The following is a 17984-nucleotide window of genomic DNA, read 5'->3' as shown; positions in this document are numbered from 1 at the left end:
GACCTGGTTTTATTTTATTACAAAAGTGTAAGGTAATTGTAATGTTAATAAATAGCAGTTCACCTCCAAAAGGCGCAAAATAGGTAATGGAAAAACAAGCGTAGGAGGATATATATGACGAAACCAGTTGTAGACGTGAAAAACGTTCAAAAAGTGTACGGTAAAAAAGGTGAGAACCAATCACACGCGTTAAAAGGTGTATCATTCTCAATTCAAGAGGGTGAATTTGTTGGTATTATGGGACCATCTGGTTCTGGTAAAACGACATTATTAAATGTAATTTCAACGCTTGATAAAGCAACGGGTGGCGTTGTTGAAATTGCGGGTACGGACATTACGAAAATGAAGCAAGGTGAGCTTTCTGATTTCCGTTCGCAAAAGTTAGGATTCATTTTCCAAGACTTCAACTTATTAGAGAACTTATCTATTTATGAGAACATTGCACTTCCACTTTCACTTCAAGGTGTTTCATCACGTAATATTGGACCGAAAGTAGAGAAAGTAGCGGATATGTTAGGGATTACAGAAATTCTTCAAAAGTATCCAACTGAAGTATCCGGTGGACAGAAACAACGTTCAGCAGCAGCACGTGCACTAGTGCATGAACCGGCAATTATTTTAGGAGACGAGCCAACAGGAGCTCTTGATTCGAAAAATGCAGCAAGTTTACTTGATGCGATGACAAACTTAAATGAAGAACAAGGCGTATCTATTATGATGGTTACGCATGATCCATATAGTGCAAGTTACTGTCAGCGTATTTTATTCATTCAAGATGGTGAGCTATATAAAGAAATTCACCGCGGTGGTACGCGTGAAGAATTTTATAAAGAAATTTTAGATGTGCTTGCGGACTTAGGCACACAAAAAGCGTAGGAAGGGAGGTCTAGGGCATGTTATTTAAACTTTCCATGTCAGGGCTAAAGAGTAAGCTGAAAGATTATATTGTTTTACTTGTTGGTCTTGTCATGTCGATTTCAATTTTTTATATGTTCCAAACGTTAGCGCTGAATAAAGCGTTTATCGAATCCAATTCTGTTATTAAGTCTATTGGTTTCGTATTCCAAGCAGGTTCATTTTTATTAGCAATTATAACGTTCTTCTACATTTTATATGCAAACTCTTTCTTATTATCTCTTCGTCAAAAAGAGTTTGGTATGTACATGATGTTAGGTGCAAAAAAGCATAAAGTTACATTACTTATGTTTATTGAAACGATTGTATTAGGAGCTGCGTCTCTTGCGATTGGACTTACAGTTGGTGTAGGACTTGCAGAAGGTATCGGACAGTTATTAATGAAACAATTAGAATTTGCTGGTGAAGGCTATAAGGCATTTTATCTACCATCTATGACTGTTACTTGCATTTTCTTCTTTGCATTATTTGTATTATCAGCAATTATGAACAGTATTAAGTTATCACGTATTTCAGTACTGCAACTTGTACATGCAGATGCACAAACAGAACGTGTTGCGGTAAAAGGAAAAATGACAGGTGTCGTTGCAATCCTTGCTGTTATTTTATTAGGAATTGGCTATGCATCAATGATTTACATGGAAAAACTAAGAGAAATGGGAATCCTTATTGCATTAATTACAACAACAGCTGGTACTTACATGCTATTTGGATCACTTCTCCCAGTTATTATTAAAAAGTTAAAGAGCAATAAAAAACGTAGTGAAAAAGGACTTAATGCTTTTACGTTTGCACAATTAAATTTCCGTATTAATAGCTTAACGAAAGTACTTGCAACGGTAGCGATGTTAGTTGCTCTTGGAGCAGGTGCAATTTCAGGTGGTATGGCGTTTAAAAATAACGTTATAAAAATGGTTGATGGTTTAGTAATATATGATTCAGTTATTCATAACCCAACAGCTGAAGAAAAGAAAATTTTAGATGGTATTACATTTAAAGAGAAAAATGAATATCGTTACAAAGTTGATAATAAATACGTTTATTATGTAAAAGAAGATTTAGAGAAAAATCCTCCTTTCGTACAAGATACAAAACAGATGGAAAGTATGAAGGATTTAGGAAAAATAAAGAAAGTTTCAGAGGAACTGCCAGTAGGTGCAGTTTCTAGAGAAATGAATGAAAAAGATGCGAGTGCTAAAGAACTTCCAGAAGAATGGAACGAGGCTTTCAGAACAATTCAGCCATTTTATCTATATGAAGATCATGCAATTAAAATTGTAGATCAGAAAATGTACGATACTGTAAATGGTAAAGAAGGAATCGTAGTTACTGGAAAAATAGACGATTTTGTAGCATACACAAAAGAATGGAAAAAACTTGACGAGTTGCAGCTAGTTAAATATAAAAATGTAAAAGCTGAAAGATTAGATAGTAAATATCAATCTTACAATGGATTCTACGGCATTGCGAGTGGAACAGTATTTATGGGATTCTTCCTTGGAATTGCGTTCTTAGCAATGATGGCAAGTTGTTTAATGTTTAAAATTCTTTCTGGTGCATCAAAAGATATTACGCGTTATCAAATGCTTCGTAAAATCGGTGTGCGCCGTGAATTATTAACGAAATCAATTTATAAAGAGTTATTCTTAGTATTCTTATTCCCGGCAATTGTGGGTATTGCTCACGTATTAGTTGGTATGAATATTTTCGGATTTATTTTAGTCGATCCGTACTTCCGCATTTGGGTTCCAATCGTAATTTTCGTAGTAATTTATGCGATTTATTACTTCATTACAGTTCAATTGTATAAAGGGATTGTTCTTCCGAAAGAAGATTAATGAAAAACCGAGCGAAACTGCTCGGTTTTTTATATTTTCAGAAAAAACACTTTAATGTTACTGAAATATATAATATAATGTAAATAAGTAACATAATATGTGAGTATCAGCAACTGGAAAAAGAAAGGAGGAATTCGATCTATAGAAAGAAGCTGAACTTGTATCCCCTATTTTTCTACCCACACCGTATTTGTACAATCATAACTTTCCAAATGAAAAATTGTCAGACCTAAGTCGTATATTGTGAAAATAATGGATAATACATGGAAATCTCATAGCATGATAAGGTAAAATGGACAGGATAATGAGAAAATTACCGTTCATAAGATGAGGAGATACATGTATGGAAGTTGTAGAGGCATTAAAAGATATAAACCAAATTGAGGCTATGAAAAAGTATTTAAAAGAGCACTCGCAGCGAGATTATCTTTTATTTGTTATTGGAATTAACACTGGATTAAAGATTACTGAGCTACTTAGTATGAAATTTGAAGAGGTATTAAATGAAGATAAGACTGTTAAAGAGTTTTATTCTCTTCCTGTGAAAGATGAAAAATTTAAACAAGATATTTATTTAAATACAAAAGTAAAAGAAGCCCTTTTAGAGTATGTAAAATCTATTGATGCTCAAAGAGAAAACTACGTATTTCAATCTAATAAAACGACAAATTCAATCTCACGCCAACAAGCATATCGTGTTATCCATAGCGCAGCTGAAGCGGTTGGGATTGTTGGAAAGATTGGAACGAATTCAATGCGAAAAACATTTGGATTTCATGCGTACAAAAGAGGAATAGCGATTGCGCTATTGCAAAAGCATTTTCATCACGCAACTCCATCAGAGACGCTCAAGTATTTAGGAATCTCAAAAGATGAGAAGTTTAAAACAGAGATTGATGTAGATTTGTAAAAGCCGTAACTAAAAACTTTAGGAGGCGGAAAATATGAATATTAGAGAGAGTGAACTACCGGGTATTGGTTGTAAGTTTGAAGTAATCACAAAAGGTAATGAAAAAATGGTTATCGTTATTCATGATGATGGCCGAAGAGAAATGTATCATTTTGATGCGGATCACGATGAGAGTATTTCAAGCATTTCTCTTCGTGATTCTGAAGCGAGACAAATTGCGGCTATATTAGGCGGAATGGTATATAGGCCGCAAGCGCTAGACACAATTGAGATGGCTTTTGAAGGATTATCAATTGAATGGTTTAAGGTGGAGAATAATGCACCAGTAGTACAACAAACAATTGGTAGCTTACATGTCAGAAAAACGTATAACGTAACGATTATTGCTATTTTGAAAAAGAATATGAAGAAATTCTTTAATCCAGGTCCAGACTCTATTATTGAAGCTGGCGATATGCTCGTATTGTCGGGTGAAAGACATGAAGTGAAAAGAATTATTAATGAATTGCTTTCAGCAGGAGGTGATTCCTAATCGATGGATACTTTAATTTTTGAAGTTGGAACTGCGTTAGTATTAGTAGCTTTTGCAGCTATCCTCGCTGCGAAGTTAAAGTTCTCGATTATTCCGTTTCTCATTATACTCGGTATGTTAGTGGGGCCTCATGCCCCAGATTTAGGACTTATCGATTTAAGGTTTATTGAAAGCGGAGAAGTTATTTCCTTCCTCGGCCGTGTAGGCGTCATATTCCTCCTATTCTATTTAGGCTTAGAATTCTCAATAAAAAAATTAATTAAATCAGGAAAGTCGATTGCTTTTGGGGGTAGTGTTCATATATCGCTTAATTTCATATTAGGTTTACTTTATGGATATATAATGGGCTTCCCCTTACTAGAAACATTAATTATTGCTGGAATTATTACAATCTCATCGAGTGCAATTGTAGCGAAAGTAATCGTTGATTTAAGAAGATCTGGTAATAAAGAGACAGAGCTAATTTTAGGAATCATTATGTTTGATGATATCTTTTTAGCTGTATATTTATCAGTTGTTTCAGGATTAGTACTCGGAGGTGCAACATCATTTGTAGGTGCTCTTACATCGGTGTTAATCGCAGTAGGGTATATGCTCCTATTCTTTGTAATCGCTAGAAAAGCTACGCCGTTCCTAAATAAAGTATTAGATATTTCGTCAAACGAAATTTTTATTATCGTAATATTCGCTATTTTATTCTTTGTAGCAGGATTTTCAGAAACAATTCATGTTGCGGAAGCGATTGGGGCTTTATTGTTAGGACTCGTCTTTTCAGAAACAGAGCATAGTGACCGGATCGAGCATCTCGTCGTCCCGTTTCGTGATTTCTTTGGAGCTATATTTTTCTTCAGCTTCGGTTTAAGTATAGATCCGTTTTCGCTTGGAGGAGCAGTATGGTTGGCATTAGGAGCAGTTTTCATTACTCTCATCGGTAATTTTACAGCTGGAATGATTGCAGGGCGTAAAGCCAGGTTATCGCATAAGGCTTCTACGAATATCGGTTTAACACTTATATCACGTGGGGAATTCTCCATTATTGTCGCGAATCTCGGAATAGCGGGTGGCTTAATGGCAACGATTAAACCATTCTCAGCTTTATATGTTTTAATATTGGCGTCGCTAGGGCCATTATTAACGAAGGAGTCTGGGAGAATATACTCTCTACTAGACAAAATATTTAAATGGAGTGCTAAAGAAAGTGCAAAACGTAAAAAGGAAGTTGGATAACCTTTCGCGAGGGAACGATTCCACTAGTTATAGATTAATATTTTACAAAGACGATTAGAATACATTCTAATCGTCTTTGTGCTATTATCTGAATTTCATCAACTATTAATCAGTTGCCTTCCTATTTAAAAACGACTACAATTTTACTGTTATATATATGAACGAAAAAAAGAGAATAGGAGGGGAGACTATGCCAAGGAAAGTATGGCTATTAGTAGCTGGGATGATTATTAATGTCACGGGTGCTTCTTTTTTATGGCCTTTTAATACAATTTACTTACATGATAGTTTAGGGAAATCTTTATCAGTAGCCGGAATGGTATTAATGATCAACTCGCTTACTGGTGTAATCGGAAACTTGCTCGGCGGTGTTTTATTTGATAAATGGGGCGGTTATAAATCAATTTTAGTAGGGATTGTCATTACACTTGTATCGATTTTAGGTCTTGTATTTTTCCATGGTTGGCCATTATATGTTGTGTGGCTAGCATTAATCGGATTCGGTTCTGGAATGGTGTTTCCATCGATGTATGCGATGGTCGGTACGGTTTGGCCAGAAGGCGGGAGACGAGCGTTCAATGCAATGTATGTTGGACAAAACGTTGGGATTGCGATTGGAACAGCGTGCGGTGGATTAGTTGCGTCTTATCGTTTTGATTATATTTTCTTAGCGAACTTTATTTTATATTTTATTTTCTTCTTAATTGCGTTTATTGGATTTCGTGGTATGGAAGCAAAAAAAGAGCAAGAGGTACAAAAAGAAGCCGAAACGAAAAAAGGTTGGTCACTTACACCTGGCTTCAAAGCGCTTCTAATCGTATGTGTAGCATATGCTTTATGCTGGGTTACATACGTACAGTGGCAAGGGGCAATTGCGACTCATATGCGAGAATTAGATATTAGCCTCCGCCATTATAGTTTATTATGGACGATAAACGGAGCGATGATTGTTTGTGCGCAGCCACTTGTTAGTATGTTAATTCGCTGGCTGAAGCGTTCTTTAAAACAACAAATTATGATTGGAATCGTCATTTTTGCGGCGTCGTTTATTGTTTTAAGCCAAGCGCAGCAATTTACGATGTTTCTCATTGCGATGGTGACATTAACAATTGGTGAATTATTCGTATGGCCGGCAGTTCCGACCATCGCAAATATACTTGCACCGAAAGATAAGCTAGGATTTTATCAAGGTGTTGTAAATAGCGCAGCGACTGTAGGGAAAATGTTCGGACCGGTCGTTGGCGGAGCGATTGTTGACTTATACAATATGGAAGTATTGTTTATTGCGATCATGGTAATGCTTGTAGTAGCGCTTATAGCAACGAGTATTTATGATAGACGAGTAAAAGTAGAAGAAACAGTTGAAGAAAAAATTGCAGTTTAGTTTGACGGAACATGCAACATGTTTTAGAATATATTTAAATAAATATTAATAAAATATCCTTTGGAACAAGGGAGTTAGCTCGGCTGTCCTAAGACGAATTCGTTAGTTAGCAAGAGTAACGATTAACCGAGAAGCCCTCGCTTCAAGTAAGCTCTTAAGAGATACTAAGTGGTGGGTAGTTCACATTAACTCATATTTGTAATAACAGTGAGAAGGAGTAGTAGTAATAGAAGCTGGTTTAGAGAGTTGACGGTCGGTGCAAGTCAATCCACGTTTCGTTATGAACTCGCCTTTGAGTTGCAGTTGTGAAATCATTAGTAGCAATTGCCGTTAATCCACGTTACGGATCTAAGCGAATGTATTTATTACATTAATTTAGGGTGGTACCGCGGGAATCTATAACCTCTCGTCCCTTTCTAGGGATGAGAGGTTTTTTGTATTTTGGGCGGTGAAAATAAATAGAATTTCAAGGAGGGTATCTCATGAGCTTTAATCATCAAGAAATTGAGAAGAAGTGGCAAGGGCATTGGGAAGAGAATAAAACATTCCGTACGCCAGATGAAACAGAAAAACCAAAATTTTATGCACTAGATATGTTCCCATATCCATCAGGTGCAGGCTTACACGTAGGTCATCCAGAAGGTTATACAGCGACAGATATTTTATCTCGTATGAAGCGTATGCAAGGATATAACGTTCTTCATCCAATGGGATGGGATGCATTCGGTCTTCCAGCAGAGCAATATGCACTTGATACTGGGAACAGCCCGGCTGAATTTACAGAGCTTAATATTAATACGTTCCGTAATCAAATTAAAGCATTAGGCTTCTCTTACGATTGGGATCGTGAAGTAAATACAACAGATCCAACCTACTACAAGTGGACACAATGGATCTTCCTAAAACTATTTGAAAAAGGTTTAGCTTACGTTGATGAAGTACCTGTAAACTGGTGCCCAGCACTTGGTACAGTACTTGCAAACGAAGAAATCATTGACGGTAAGAGTGAGCGCGGTGGACATCCAGTTGAGCGTCGTCCGATGAGACAGTGGATGTTAAAAATTACAGCTTACGGAGATCGTCTATTAGAAGATCTAGATGAGCTTAATTGGCCAGAAAGCTTAAAAGACATGCAACGTAACTGGATCGGTCGTTCTGAAGGTGCAGAAGTACACTTCAACATCGACGGTACAGATGAGAAGTTCACAGTTTTCACAACGCGTCCTGATACACTATTTGGAGCAAGCTACTGTGTACTGGCTCCAGAGCATGCACTTGTTGCTAACATTACAATACCAGAACAAAAAGAAGCTGTAGAAGCTTACATTAACTCTGTTAAAATGAAGAGCGATTTAGAGCGTACAGAACTTGCGAAAGAAAAAACTGGTGTATTTACTGGTGCTTACGCAGTTAACCCAGTAAACGGTGAGAAATTACCAATCTGGATCGCTGATTATGTTCTTGCAACTTACGGAACAGGTGCTGTAATGGCAGTTCCAGCTCACGATGAGCGTGACTATGAATTCGCATCAACGTTCAATGTTCCAATGAAGGAAGTTGTAAAAGGCGGAGACATTTCGAAAGAAGCATATACAGGTGATGGTGCGCACGTAAACTCAGCATTCCTTGATGGTTTAAATAAAGAAGAAGCAATTGTAAAAATGATTGAGTGGCTTGAAGTAACAAGCGCAGGAAATCAAAAAGTAACGTACCGTCTACGTGACTGGTTATTTAGTCGTCAACGTTACTGGGGTGAGCCAATTCCAGTAATCCATTGGGAAGATGGTACAATGACAGCTGTGAAAGAAGAAGAATTACCATTAGTTCTTCCGAAAACAGAGAACATTCGTCCTTCAGGTACAGGTGAGTCACCACTTGCAAACATTGAAGAGTGGGTAAATGTTGTTGATCCTGAAACTGGTAAAAAAGGTCGTCGTGAAACAAATACAATGCCACAATGGGCTGGTAGCTGCTGGTACTACCTACGCTACATCGATCCAAACAACAGCGAAGCACTTGTAGACCCTGAAAAAGCAAAACAATGGCTTCCAGTTGATATTTATATCGGTGGAGCAGAGCACGCTGTACTTCACTTACTATATGCTCGTTTCTGGCATAAAGTATTATATGATATCGGTGTAGTTCCAACGAAAGAACCGTTCCAACAATTATTCAACCAAGGTATGATCTTAGGTGAAAACAACGAGAAAATGAGTAAATCAAAAGGTAACGTTGTAAATCCTGATGATATCGTAGCAAGCCATGGTGCAGATACACTTCGTCTATACGAAATGTTCATGGGACCATTAGATGCTTCAATCGCTTGGTCTGAAAATGGTCTTGACGGAGCTCGTCGTTTCCTAGACCGCGTATGGCGCCTATTCATTCAAGATAACGGTGAATTAAGTGAGAAAATCACTGATGCACCAAACAAAGATCTTGAAAAAGCTTACCACCAAACAGTGAAGAAAGTAACAGAAGACTATGCAGAGCTTCGCTTCAACACAGCGATTTCTCAAATGATGGTATTCATCAACGATGCATACAAAGCTGAAACACTTCCGAAAGAATATGTAGAAGGTTTCGTAAAAATGATTGCACCAGTTGCACCTCACATCGGGGAAGAACTATGGAGCAAGCTTGGATACAATGAAACAATCACATATGCAAGCTGGCCAACATTTGATGAGTCTAAACTTGTAGAAGATGAAGTTGAAATCGTTGTTCAAATTATGGGAAAAGTTCGCGCAAAATTAACAATGAGTAAAGACGCATCAAAAGAAGAAATGGAACAACTTGCACTTGAGGAAATCAAAGAACAAATTGAAGGGAAAACAGTTCGTAAAGTAATTGTTGTTCCTGGAAAACTTGTTAACGTTGTTGCAAACTAATTAATTATTAATAAAAGCTCAGGGCGTTTATGCTCTGAGCTTTTTTATATAGAAAATAAGTTCTGGATCACCTTCATCTAAGTTTTCAATCATTCCACTATGCATAAATCCATTCGCTTTAAAAACTTTTTGCATATTTGCATTCGATTCGTTCGTTGAAGAAAATATTTTTTGAGTAGGAGAATTACTTAACATATATGAGATTAATGAGCTTGCATGACCTTGTCTTCTTTTAGTTGGCGAAACAATTATTAATGAGAGGAAAGTACAACCAAAGAAATTCGTATCGTATGTTAGAAAACCGGAAATAGAATTGTCCTCTTTTGCAATTATGCATTTTCCTTCATCAATAGCGTGTTTAATATAATTTCGTCTACTATCGTCTCCGATCACATCTATATCTATATGTACGATTGAATCTAAATCGTCGATTGAAGCTTTTGCTACGTTCTCCAATGGAAATGCCCCCTTTTTTATAAGGAAAGAATAATCAGTCAATTAATCCTATCACGAATGAAGAGCGAAGAAAAAGGTGCGGAATTCCCATATAGACAAACACCTATTCTTCTATAGAAAATATGATAAACAAGGTAGGCTAAATTGAGAAGAAGAGGTGAAAGGAATGAAAGGGATAGACAATAATGCACCACATGGCTTCTCCGGAGGTGGATCGGATGGTTATGGACAAATGATGTTCATGGGAGGAGATGGGCAACACGGGTATGGTGGAATCCCAAGTTGGATGGGGGGAACACAAGGAGGATTTCCAACATCAGTAGCTGGAGCACAAACAGGAATTCCAACATTAGTAGGAGGAGCACAAGGAGGAGTGCCTGTAGGTATGCCAACTACATTTCCATCTTTCGTGGGAGGAGCACAAGGAGGAGTACCTGTAGGTATGCCAACTACATTTCCATCCTTCGTGGGAGGCGTACAAACAGGATTTCCTGTACCTGGCGTCGGTGTTGTAGCTGGTGGAGTCGGTGGTTTCCCACAAGGTGTTCACGGTCATCATGAACACCACGGTCATCATCAGCACCATGGTCACCATCAGCACCATGGCCATCATCAGCACCACGGCCACCATCAGCACCATGGCCATCATCAGCACCACGGCCACCACCATCAACAGCAAGTACATCATCAGCACCACAGCCACCACCATCAACAACAAGTACATCATCAGCACCACGGTCATCACCAAATTCATCCGCAGGCTGTTCTTTTTCAAACACACCAAGGACAACACCATCACCAAGGACAACACCATCACCAAGGACAACACCATCATCAAGGGCAACACCATCATCAAGGGCAACATCACCACCAAGGGCAACATCACCACCAAGGGCAACATCACCATCAAGGGCAACATCACCACCAAGGGCAACATCACCACCAAGGGCAACATCACCACCAAGGGCAGCAACATCACCAAGGGCAACAACAAATTTGGTACGGTGGAGGAGCTGGAACTGCAGCGGGAACAGCTGGAATTACAGCTGGAGCAGCGGGTCATGCTGGACATGTGGGACATTAATGAATTACATGAAAAATTCTCTTGTGCACAAGGGGATTTTTTATTTTGAGGAAAAATATATTTGCAGTTCGAAATGCGGTATTGATTCATTAGTAAAATACGAAGTTCATGACCTGTGAATGATAGTACAAAAAAACTGCTAAGAATATTCCTAGCAGCTGATTCTTTATTATTTTCCTGCTTTTGCTAATGCCTCTTGGCGCTGACGTTCAATTTCCGCACGAAGTTGTGGTTCTGGTGCTTCCCAGCCTTCTGGTTTTAGAATTTTGCCGTCGCCTTCACGGAATCGAGGTTTCCCATCAGGGAATAGTTTTGCCATGTTAGCATTGTTTACAATTTCGAATCCTTTATCTGGACGTACGCCCATTTCTGCAAACGTTCCGAATGCAAAGTAAATAAGGTCAATAAGTGCATCATATTGATCTTCAACAGTTGTTGCTTCTAGAAATTCTTCTAGCTCTTCTTGCATAAAGCTAGCACGAATTTTTGCACGCTCTTCTGTTAGTTTTGTTGGAGTACTTGTCACAGGATGTCCGAATTCTTCATGCATTTTTGCAACAAGTTCGTATCCTTTATCTAAACCTTTTTCGTTTGTCATGTTGTTTCATCCTTTCTTACGTTATGCCGAATTTTATTGTAACATAAGGTAGTTATTAAATAAAAAGAACATCTTATGAGAAATAAGATGTTCGCTCGTTATTCTTCTTTCTTAATTAAAACGGATAAAATAAGATCGATGCCAAACATTCCGATGAGTAGCATTGGTATAACTACAAGTAAATAACGTGTGAAAGAAACATTTTTTAAGTATGTATGAGCAAATAAAAAGACGCCGAGAAATAAAATACCATTTAAAATAGGTTTTACTAATTTTTTAGACATAAGCTCCCCCGTAAATATCCCTTTTCTCTATTTAAAAATAAAAACTCCTCTTTCCGTTGTATCATGCTGGAGAGAGGAGTTCAATCATTATCATTCAATTACACCAGAATTTGTAATGTTGACAGTATATTTCACTTGAATTGGAACATCTTTATACATTCTTCGCCACTCTTCTAATTTGAATGAGCGATAATGTTGTCTATATTTTGCCCCCAGTCCAAGAGGATCAACATTTAGAGATTTAAATTGTTTAATAAGTTTTGTAGCTTTCACGTCTAATTGCTTTTCGACTGACTTAGCTATTTTTGTTGTATTTTTTTTGTTTTCTAAATTAAATTTTCTAGAGAGCTCCTGAATACGAGCTTCCATTTTCACATGAATATAGAAAGAAGGTTTTCCGTTTTTTATGTTTACTTCGTAGGTAGGGACGGAACGGATATTATTAATCATTGCATAGCCAGGATTGGTTTTAAATTCATGTGAGTCTAAGCGGTGCTTTTCTAGTAGTCCTTTGAAAACAAACATATCTTGGTACTTGATTGTTCCAACTAACTTATCCTTTTTTAAGAGACCGATACCAGTAATTTTTATTTTATCTCCATGTTTTTTCAGGATAGGCATATAAGAATCTTGTCCTTCACGGTAGTACCGAAAAGCACCTAAATATAAATTGTCAGTTGGTAAAGGGCCGGTTTCCATATTATGTTCTAACATTTTTTTTATATAAATTGCAACATTATAAGATGTACTGTATTTTCCTTTAAATAGTTCAGTACCACTTCCTTCTAATAGTCCCACATACAGTGAATTACCAATATTCACATCACGAATTAATGTGTCAAAGGAGGTGGATAATCCTTTTTTAGCAACCTTTGTTGTGAATAAGGCAACACGCATTTGACCGCTTGCGAACGGTTGCGAAGATTCTAAAGATGTATCTGCCTTTACTTGTTTTACTGCGTTTCCTGTTCCCTCATAAACTTGAACTTTATTGCCCTTTTTTTGTATAGGACAAACAAATGTAACTTTTACTTTATTATCTTTTGCTGTATCGAAGACAGTTCCTTGAATGAGTTGAACATCATCAATAATATTTTTTTGTAAGCAACCAGTTAGACTGAAGATACTGATGCAAATAAGAAGTATTAATTTTCTTTTGGTTTTTTCCATTTTCTTTTCACCCACACAATAATAAATAGAATTGGGATGTATACATATATAAGCCCAAAACTAACTTTAGATGTATTGCTAATAAAATCATTAATATCATGCCTGTTCGTTAAAAGTTGTGAAACAACTAAGGTGATAAGCATAAAGGCGATTAAAATGCTACGTTGCTTAACACGAAAGATTTCATGAGTTCCTCTAGTAGCAGCCCATAAAGGTAGAATAAAGCTCGTAACAATAACGAGAGCATAAGCGGAAATAGCAATATACTCAAGTCGCTCTATAAAAGGAAGCTTAATAACTTGTGTCATTGAAAGTTGAGACCAAATTGTTTTGAGTAGTTGTTTTTCACTAAAGAAAGTAAAAGCGAGAATAGTACTAAACAAATATAAGCAGTTAGAGAATAATGCCCCATATTGTGCGAATTTATGGGACTTCTCTGGCTCTTTAACAAACGGATAAACCATAAGAAAAATTTCAAACCCTGTCATACTATAAATAGATAGTTTGGCCGCTTTCAAAATATCGGTAAAAGAATGTGAAAACATCGGAAGTAAATTATCCCAATGTGCGAATTTCAAAATAAAAAGACTTAGAAAAAGATATCCTAAGGTCCCGCCAACAGAAATGACACAAATGCCTGTAATGACGCGGAAGCCTGATGAAATAATGTAATAACTTATTAAGCATAAAAAGAATGTGAGCATCCAGGTGGATGCACTAGGAAACATCCATACTTGAATAATTTCGACATATGTTCTAACTACAGAAATACTTACAATAAAAAAATAAGCCATAAAGATGATACTAATGCCGTTTCCTAGCCATTTCCCAAATGTTTGCCGATGTAAATCAATTAAATTTCCGTTTGTTTCTTTTAATAAGAAATACATCATCCATATAAGAATATGGATACCGATTCCTGTAATTAAAACTCCCATCCAGCCGTCGTATCCAGCTGCCTTTGCAATGATTCGAGCGAATCCGAGAACACCAGCACCAAATTGTGCACCGTGAATTAAAAAGAAAACGAAGACGGGTGATATTTGGTGTTCTGCTTTAATTTTACTCATCGATGCACCTCATTTCTTAATCATCAAAATCTGACGTATGTTTTGTAGAAATTCCATTAGTTGCTTTCTTTACGTGTTGCGGTCTTGCTTGAACATCTCGAGTATCAATCATTGTTAATGGAAAACGAATCCAAGAATCTTTAAAGGATTGTTGTCTCGTTGGATAAAAGAGAGCGTACGGCTTACGTAAAGAGGTAAGTCTAAACAAATGGGTAAATAAAAAGATAAATCCAAGAGATATACCGAAAAGCCCACCTATTTCTGCAAATGCGAGAAATGGGAAACGTAGTAAACGAACGGCGTTACCCATTTTATAAATGGGCGTAATAAAGGAAGCTAACGCTGATAAGGCAACGATAATTAATAAAATATTACTCGTTAAACCAGCTTGAACGGACGCTTGCCCGATTACGATACCGCCTACAATACCGAGCGTTTGTCCGACCTTCATAGGTAATCGCGCGCCAGCTTCTCTTAATAAATCAATCGCAAGTTCCAAGAAAAGTGCTTCTATTAAAGGGGGAAATGGTACTTGAGCCCTTGATAAAATCAATGTTTCAAGTAAGTCACTCGGAACCAATTCATAATGATAATTCAAAACTGCAACGTATAATGGAGTTGCACAAATTGAGAATAGAACAGCGATCAATCTTAAAATTCTTGAGAATGTAGCGTACAGCCAAGAAACGTTATAGTCTTCTGGTGAAATGAAAAAATCGAAATATGATACAGGCGTTAATAGGACACTTGGAGAACCATCAACAAAAATAGCGATTTTTCCATCAATGAGTGCCTTTGTAACTCTGTCAGTACGCTCTGTATTTATATAGAGCGGGAAAATGGACTTTTCACCCATTAATTCCTGTATATAAGCACTATCGTTAATTTGATCATATTCAAGAGCTCGAAGTGATTCTTCTAGAAAGTCTACATTATCTTTTTCGGCAAGGTTGTCTAAATACATCATGACAACCTTTGTTTTTGAAAACTCTCCAATAATCATCTCTTTTGTGTGTAAATCTAAAACAGGAAGACGTTTTCGTACTAAATTAATATTCGTATCAATATCTTCTACGAAGCCTTCTTGAGGTCCGATAACGGTTGATTCATTTAATGGAGGAGTTGGTGCACGATAATTATCAATTGCAATATTTGCAAGCATACACTTTTGATCTTGCTGATTTAATTGAATAATTGCATGGCCTTTTAAAACCATGTCCTCAATTTTTTGTAAGTCATTCGTAATTGTAATACCACTCATCGGAATATGTTCTTTTAATTCTTCTAATGGAGCGCAAGGACGTTCCATTAGAGTAGGCATTAAATACTTTTGCAATTTCTCACCATCAAGTGAAGGGCGATAGTAAGAAATCCAATAAGGCATCGTGTCATCGTCAGATGTATGGTAATTAACAAAGTCACTAGACTGTTTCATCTTCTCTATTAAATCTTGTAGAGAATGAATATGGTCACTTTCTGGTTTGCTAAAGTCATAAATGCTGTTACTTCCTGAGCTTTGCTGTTTGTTTTGAGAATTATCATCTTGCTTAGAATTTTGCTGTTTGTTTTGAGAAGTATCATCTTGCTTAGAATTTTGCTGTTTGTCTTGAGAAGAATCATCTTGCTTAGAGTTTTGCTGTTTGTCTTGTTGAGAATTATCATCTTGCTTAGAATTTTGCTGTTTGTCTTGTTGAGAATTATCATCTTGCTTAGAATTTTGCTGTTTGCTTTGAGAATTATCCTCTTGTTTAGAATTTTGCTGTTTGTCTTGAGAAGAATCATCTTGCTTAGAGTTTTGCTGCTTGTTTTGAGAATTATCATCTTGTTTAGAATTTTGCTGTTTGTTTTGAGAATTATCCTCTTGTTTAGAACTTTGCTGTTTGTTTTGAGAAGAATCATCTTGTTTAGAATTTTGCTGTTTGTTTTGAGAAGAATCATCTTGTTTAGAATTTTGCTGTTTGTTTTGAGAATTATCCTCTTGCTTAGAATTTTGCTGTTTGTTTTGAGAAGAGTCCTCTTGTTTAGAACTTTGCTGTTTGTTTTGAGAAAAATCATCTTGCTTAGAACTTTGCTGTTTGTCTTGAGAAGAGTCCTCTTGTTTAGAACCTTGTTGTTTGTTTTGAGAAGAATCATCTTGCTTAGAACTTTGTTGTTTGTTTTGAGAATTATCCTCTTGTTTAGAGTTTTGCTGTTTGTCTTGAGAAGAATCATCAGTTTGTTCCGTACTTTTTGGCTCGTCATTCTTATCTTTGTTATGTTCCTTTTGATCATCAGACTGTTGTTTCGAATCATTTGTCTCTTTTGTACTTGAATTTTTTTTCTTACGTAACCAATTCCAAATCATATGTATGCCCTCTTTGATCTTGTAATATAGTGCTATTTTGTGGCTATTTTTGTATATTATTCATTTATTTATGAAAAGAAGAAGGAGAATGCTTTCCGTAGAAAAAATCCTTTAGTAAGGAGTTTATAATATGAAGGGAAGAAGGCGAGTCTGTGCAAATTGTAAAAAAGGAGAAGTTTGTTTTAAAAGAATTTGTGTTTGAAAATGGTAGGGAAATTCCTGTTCAAATGGGGTATGAGACGTATGGCACTTTAAATAGAGAAAGATCAAATGCGATTTTGGTTTGTCACTATTTTAGTGCAACAAGTCATGCGGCAGGAAAATATACAGAGCATGATGAGGAAGCTGGTTGGTGGGATGGATTAATTGGACCTGGAAAAGCAATTGATACAAATAAATATTTCGTTATATGCACTGATAACCTTTGTAATGTACAGGTGAAGAATCCCTACGTAATTACAACGGGACCAAAATCGATAAATCCGATGACTGGTTTTGAGTATGCGATGGATTTTCCAGTTTTCACATTTTTAGATGTAGCACGTATGCAATATGAGTTAATAAAAGATATGGGGATTGCTAGGCTACATGCTGTAATGGGACCGTCGGCAGGTGGGATGATTGCGCAGCAATGGGCTGTTCACTATCCTCATATGGTAGAGCGAGTGATTGGAGTTATTACGAATCCACAAAATCCAATTATAACGTCGGGAAATGTAGCGCAAAATGCGATTGAAGCAATTCAGCTTGATCCAAACTGGAAAGGTGGAAAGTATGGAGAAGAGCAGCCAACGAAGGGTCTTCATTTAGCAAATCGAATGATGTTTATGAATGCGTTTGATGAACATTTTTATGAAATGGCATTCCCGCGGAACAGTATAGAAATGGCACCTTATCAGGAATTTTCTGCATTAACATCATTTGAGAAAGAGATTAATAAAGTGACATGCAAAAGTATAGATTTAGTAGATGCAAATTCGTGGATGTACACTGCGAAAGCAGTCTTATTACATGATATTGCGCATGGATTTTCTTCTTTAGAAGAGGCTCTTTCTAATATAGAAGCGAATGTACTCATGATTCCATGCAAACAAGATTTACTTCAGCCACCTCGTTATAATTATAAAATGGTAGACATTTTGCAAAAACAGGGGAAATATGCAGAAGTGTATGAGATAGAAAGTATAAATGGGCATATGGCTGGGGCATTAGATGTTCATTTGTTTGAAAAGAAAGTTTACGAGTTTTTAAATCGGAAAGTATCTAGTTTTGTGTAGGAAA

General features: G+C 36.7%; 15 protein-coding genes and 1 other annotated feature. Of the genes, 9 read left to right on the top strand and 6 right to left on the bottom strand.

Annotated elements, in window-relative coordinates:
* Nucleotides 1–114: 114 nt before the first annotated feature.
* The 7 genes from B5P40_RS14945 (at nucleotide 115) to leuS (ending at nucleotide 9697) form a co-directional block, all read left to right on the top strand.
* Entirely contained in the window at nucleotides 115–876 is a 762-nt protein-coding gene (locus B5P40_RS14945; protein ID WP_002129519.1) for an ABC transporter ATP-binding protein, read from the top strand.
* Between the two features lie 17 nt (nucleotides 877–893).
* Nucleotides 894–2753 carry an FtsX-like permease family protein gene (locus B5P40_RS14940; RefSeq protein WP_113709365.1) on the top strand — a complete coding sequence of 620 codons (1860 nt, stop codon included), beginning with the start codon at nucleotides 894–896 and terminating at the stop codon, nucleotides 2751–2753.
* Nucleotides 2754–3096: 343 nt separating this feature from the next.
* The gene (locus B5P40_RS14935) at nucleotides 3097–3663 is read left to right on the top strand and encodes a tyrosine-type recombinase/integrase (protein ID WP_002034425.1); all 567 of its coding nucleotides are present in this window, start codon (nucleotides 3097–3099) and stop codon (nucleotides 3661–3663) included.
* 34 nt (nucleotides 3664–3697) lie between these two features.
* The gene (locus tag B5P40_RS14930) at nucleotides 3698–4195 is read left to right on the top strand and encodes a cation:proton antiporter regulatory subunit (protein WP_001026048.1); all 498 of its coding nucleotides are present in this window, start codon (nucleotides 3698–3700) and stop codon (nucleotides 4193–4195) included.
* 3 nt (nucleotides 4196–4198) lie between these two features.
* Complete coding sequence (locus B5P40_RS14925) at nucleotides 4199–5422, top strand: cation:proton antiporter (protein ID WP_113709364.1); 1224 nt, start codon at nucleotides 4199–4201, stop codon at nucleotides 5420–5422.
* A 190-nt stretch (nucleotides 5423–5612) separates the two neighbouring features.
* A complete protein-coding gene (locus B5P40_RS14920; protein WP_002143464.1) occupies nucleotides 5613–6806 on the top strand; it encodes an MDR family MFS transporter in 1194 nt (397 codons plus the stop codon).
* A 198-nt stretch (nucleotides 6807–7004) separates the two neighbouring features.
* Nucleotides 7005–7223: a binding site (T-box leader), on the top strand.
* Nucleotides 7224–7288: 65 nt separating this feature from the next.
* Nucleotides 7289–9697, top strand: a complete 2409-nt coding sequence (gene leuS / locus B5P40_RS14915; protein ID WP_113709363.1) for a leucine--tRNA ligase — start codon at nucleotides 7289–7291, stop codon at nucleotides 9695–9697.
* Nucleotides 9698–9724: 27 nt separating this feature from the next.
* Here the strand turns inward: leuS and B5P40_RS14910 are convergent, their stop codons facing one another.
* The gene (locus B5P40_RS14910; RefSeq protein ID WP_078176469.1) at nucleotides 9725–10153 is read right to left on the bottom strand and encodes a GNAT family N-acetyltransferase; all 429 of its coding nucleotides are present in this window, start codon (nucleotides 10151–10153) and stop codon (nucleotides 9725–9727) included.
* 166 nt (nucleotides 10154–10319) lie between these two features.
* On the opposite strand from B5P40_RS14910, the gene B5P40_RS14905 reads away from it, so the two are divergent.
* Nucleotides 10320–11237: a VrrB protein gene (locus tag B5P40_RS14905; protein WP_113709362.1), complete on the top strand. Its 918-nt coding sequence runs from the start codon at nucleotides 10320–10322 to the stop codon at nucleotides 11235–11237.
* A 169-nt stretch (nucleotides 11238–11406) separates the two neighbouring features.
* Here B5P40_RS14905 and B5P40_RS14900 read toward each other — a convergent pair whose 3' ends face one another.
* The 5 genes from B5P40_RS14900 to B5P40_RS14880 form a co-directional block, all read right to left on the bottom strand.
* The gene (locus B5P40_RS14900; protein ID WP_113709361.1) at nucleotides 11407–11835 is read right to left on the bottom strand and encodes a pyrophosphohydrolase domain-containing protein; all 429 of its coding nucleotides are present in this window, start codon (nucleotides 11833–11835) and stop codon (nucleotides 11407–11409) included.
* A gap of 98 nt (nucleotides 11836–11933) precedes the next feature.
* Nucleotides 11934–12119 (bottom strand): hypothetical protein, encoded by a 186-nt coding sequence (locus tag B5P40_RS14895; protein WP_002129504.1) that lies wholly within the window; start codon nucleotides 12117–12119, stop codon nucleotides 11934–11936.
* A 90-nt stretch (nucleotides 12120–12209) separates the two neighbouring features.
* Complete coding sequence (locus B5P40_RS14890) at nucleotides 12210–13289, bottom strand: Ger(x)C family spore germination protein (protein ID WP_016095960.1); 1080 nt, start codon at nucleotides 13287–13289, stop codon at nucleotides 12210–12212.
* Complete coding sequence (locus tag B5P40_RS14885) at nucleotides 13265–14359, bottom strand: spore germination protein (protein WP_113709360.1); 1095 nt, start codon at nucleotides 14357–14359, stop codon at nucleotides 13265–13267. Before B5P40_RS14885 ends, B5P40_RS14890 begins: the two co-directional genes overlap by 25 nt.
* Before the next feature lie 16 nt (nucleotides 14360–14375).
* The gene (locus tag B5P40_RS14880; RefSeq protein ID WP_113709359.1) at nucleotides 14376–16703 is read right to left on the bottom strand and encodes a spore germination protein; all 2328 of its coding nucleotides are present in this window, start codon (nucleotides 16701–16703) and stop codon (nucleotides 14376–14378) included.
* 152 nt (nucleotides 16704–16855) lie between these two features.
* Between B5P40_RS14880 and B5P40_RS14875 the strand changes: the two genes are divergently transcribed.
* On the top strand, nucleotides 16856–17980 hold the full coding sequence (locus B5P40_RS14875; protein WP_098167614.1) for a homoserine O-acetyltransferase family protein: 1125 nt from the start codon (nucleotides 16856–16858) through the stop codon (nucleotides 17978–17980).
* The last annotated feature ends 4 nt before the right edge of the window (nucleotides 17981–17984 follow it).

The organism is Bacillus sp. SRB_8 (genome assembly GCF_003264205.1).
Taxonomy (GTDB): domain Bacteria; phylum Bacillota; class Bacilli; order Bacillales; family Bacillaceae_G; genus Bacillus_A; species Bacillus_A mycoides.
Note: the sequence above shows the minus strand (reverse complement) of the source record. Positions and strands in the feature narration are given on the sequence as shown.

Bases quoted from the DNA above. Each gene is read 5' to 3' on its own strand.
- B5P40_RS14945 (WP_002129519.1), top strand. From the start codon at position 115: ATGACGAAACCAGTTGTAGACGTGAAAAACGTTCAAAAAGTGTACGGT.
- B5P40_RS14940 (WP_113709365.1), top strand. From the start codon at position 894: ATGTTATTTAAACTTTCCATGTCAGGGCTAAAGAGTAAGCTGAAAGAT.
- B5P40_RS14935 (WP_002034425.1), top strand. From the start codon at position 3,097: ATGGAAGTTGTAGAGGCATTAAAAGATATAAACCAAATTGAGGCTATG.
- B5P40_RS14930 (WP_001026048.1), top strand. From the start codon at position 3,698: ATGAATATTAGAGAGAGTGAACTACCGGGTATTGGTTGTAAGTTTGAA.
- B5P40_RS14925 (WP_113709364.1), top strand. From the start codon at position 4,199: ATGGATACTTTAATTTTTGAAGTTGGAACTGCGTTAGTATTAGTAGCT.
- B5P40_RS14920 (WP_002143464.1), top strand. From the start codon at position 5,613: ATGCCAAGGAAAGTATGGCTATTAGTAGCTGGGATGATTATTAATGTC.
- leuS (WP_113709363.1), top strand. From the start codon at position 7,289: ATGAGCTTTAATCATCAAGAAATTGAGAAGAAGTGGCAAGGGCATTGG.
- B5P40_RS14905 (WP_113709362.1), top strand. From the start codon at position 10,320: ATGAAAGGGATAGACAATAATGCACCACATGGCTTCTCCGGAGGTGGA.
- B5P40_RS14900 (WP_113709361.1), bottom strand. From the start codon at position 11,835: ATGACAAACGAAAAAGGTTTAGATAAAGGATACGAACTTGTTGCAAAA.
- B5P40_RS14895 (WP_002129504.1), bottom strand. From the start codon at position 12,119: ATGTCTAAAAAATTAGTAAAACCTATTTTAAATGGTATTTTATTTCTC.
- B5P40_RS14890 (WP_016095960.1), bottom strand. From the start codon at position 13,289: ATGGAAAAAACCAAAAGAAAATTAATACTTCTTATTTGCATCAGTATC.
- B5P40_RS14885 (WP_113709360.1), bottom strand. From the start codon at position 14,359: ATGAGTAAAATTAAAGCAGAACACCAAATATCACCCGTCTTCGTTTTC.
- B5P40_RS14880 (WP_113709359.1), bottom strand. From the start codon at position 16,703: ATGATTTGGAATTGGTTACGTAAGAAAAAAAATTCAAGTACAAAAGAG.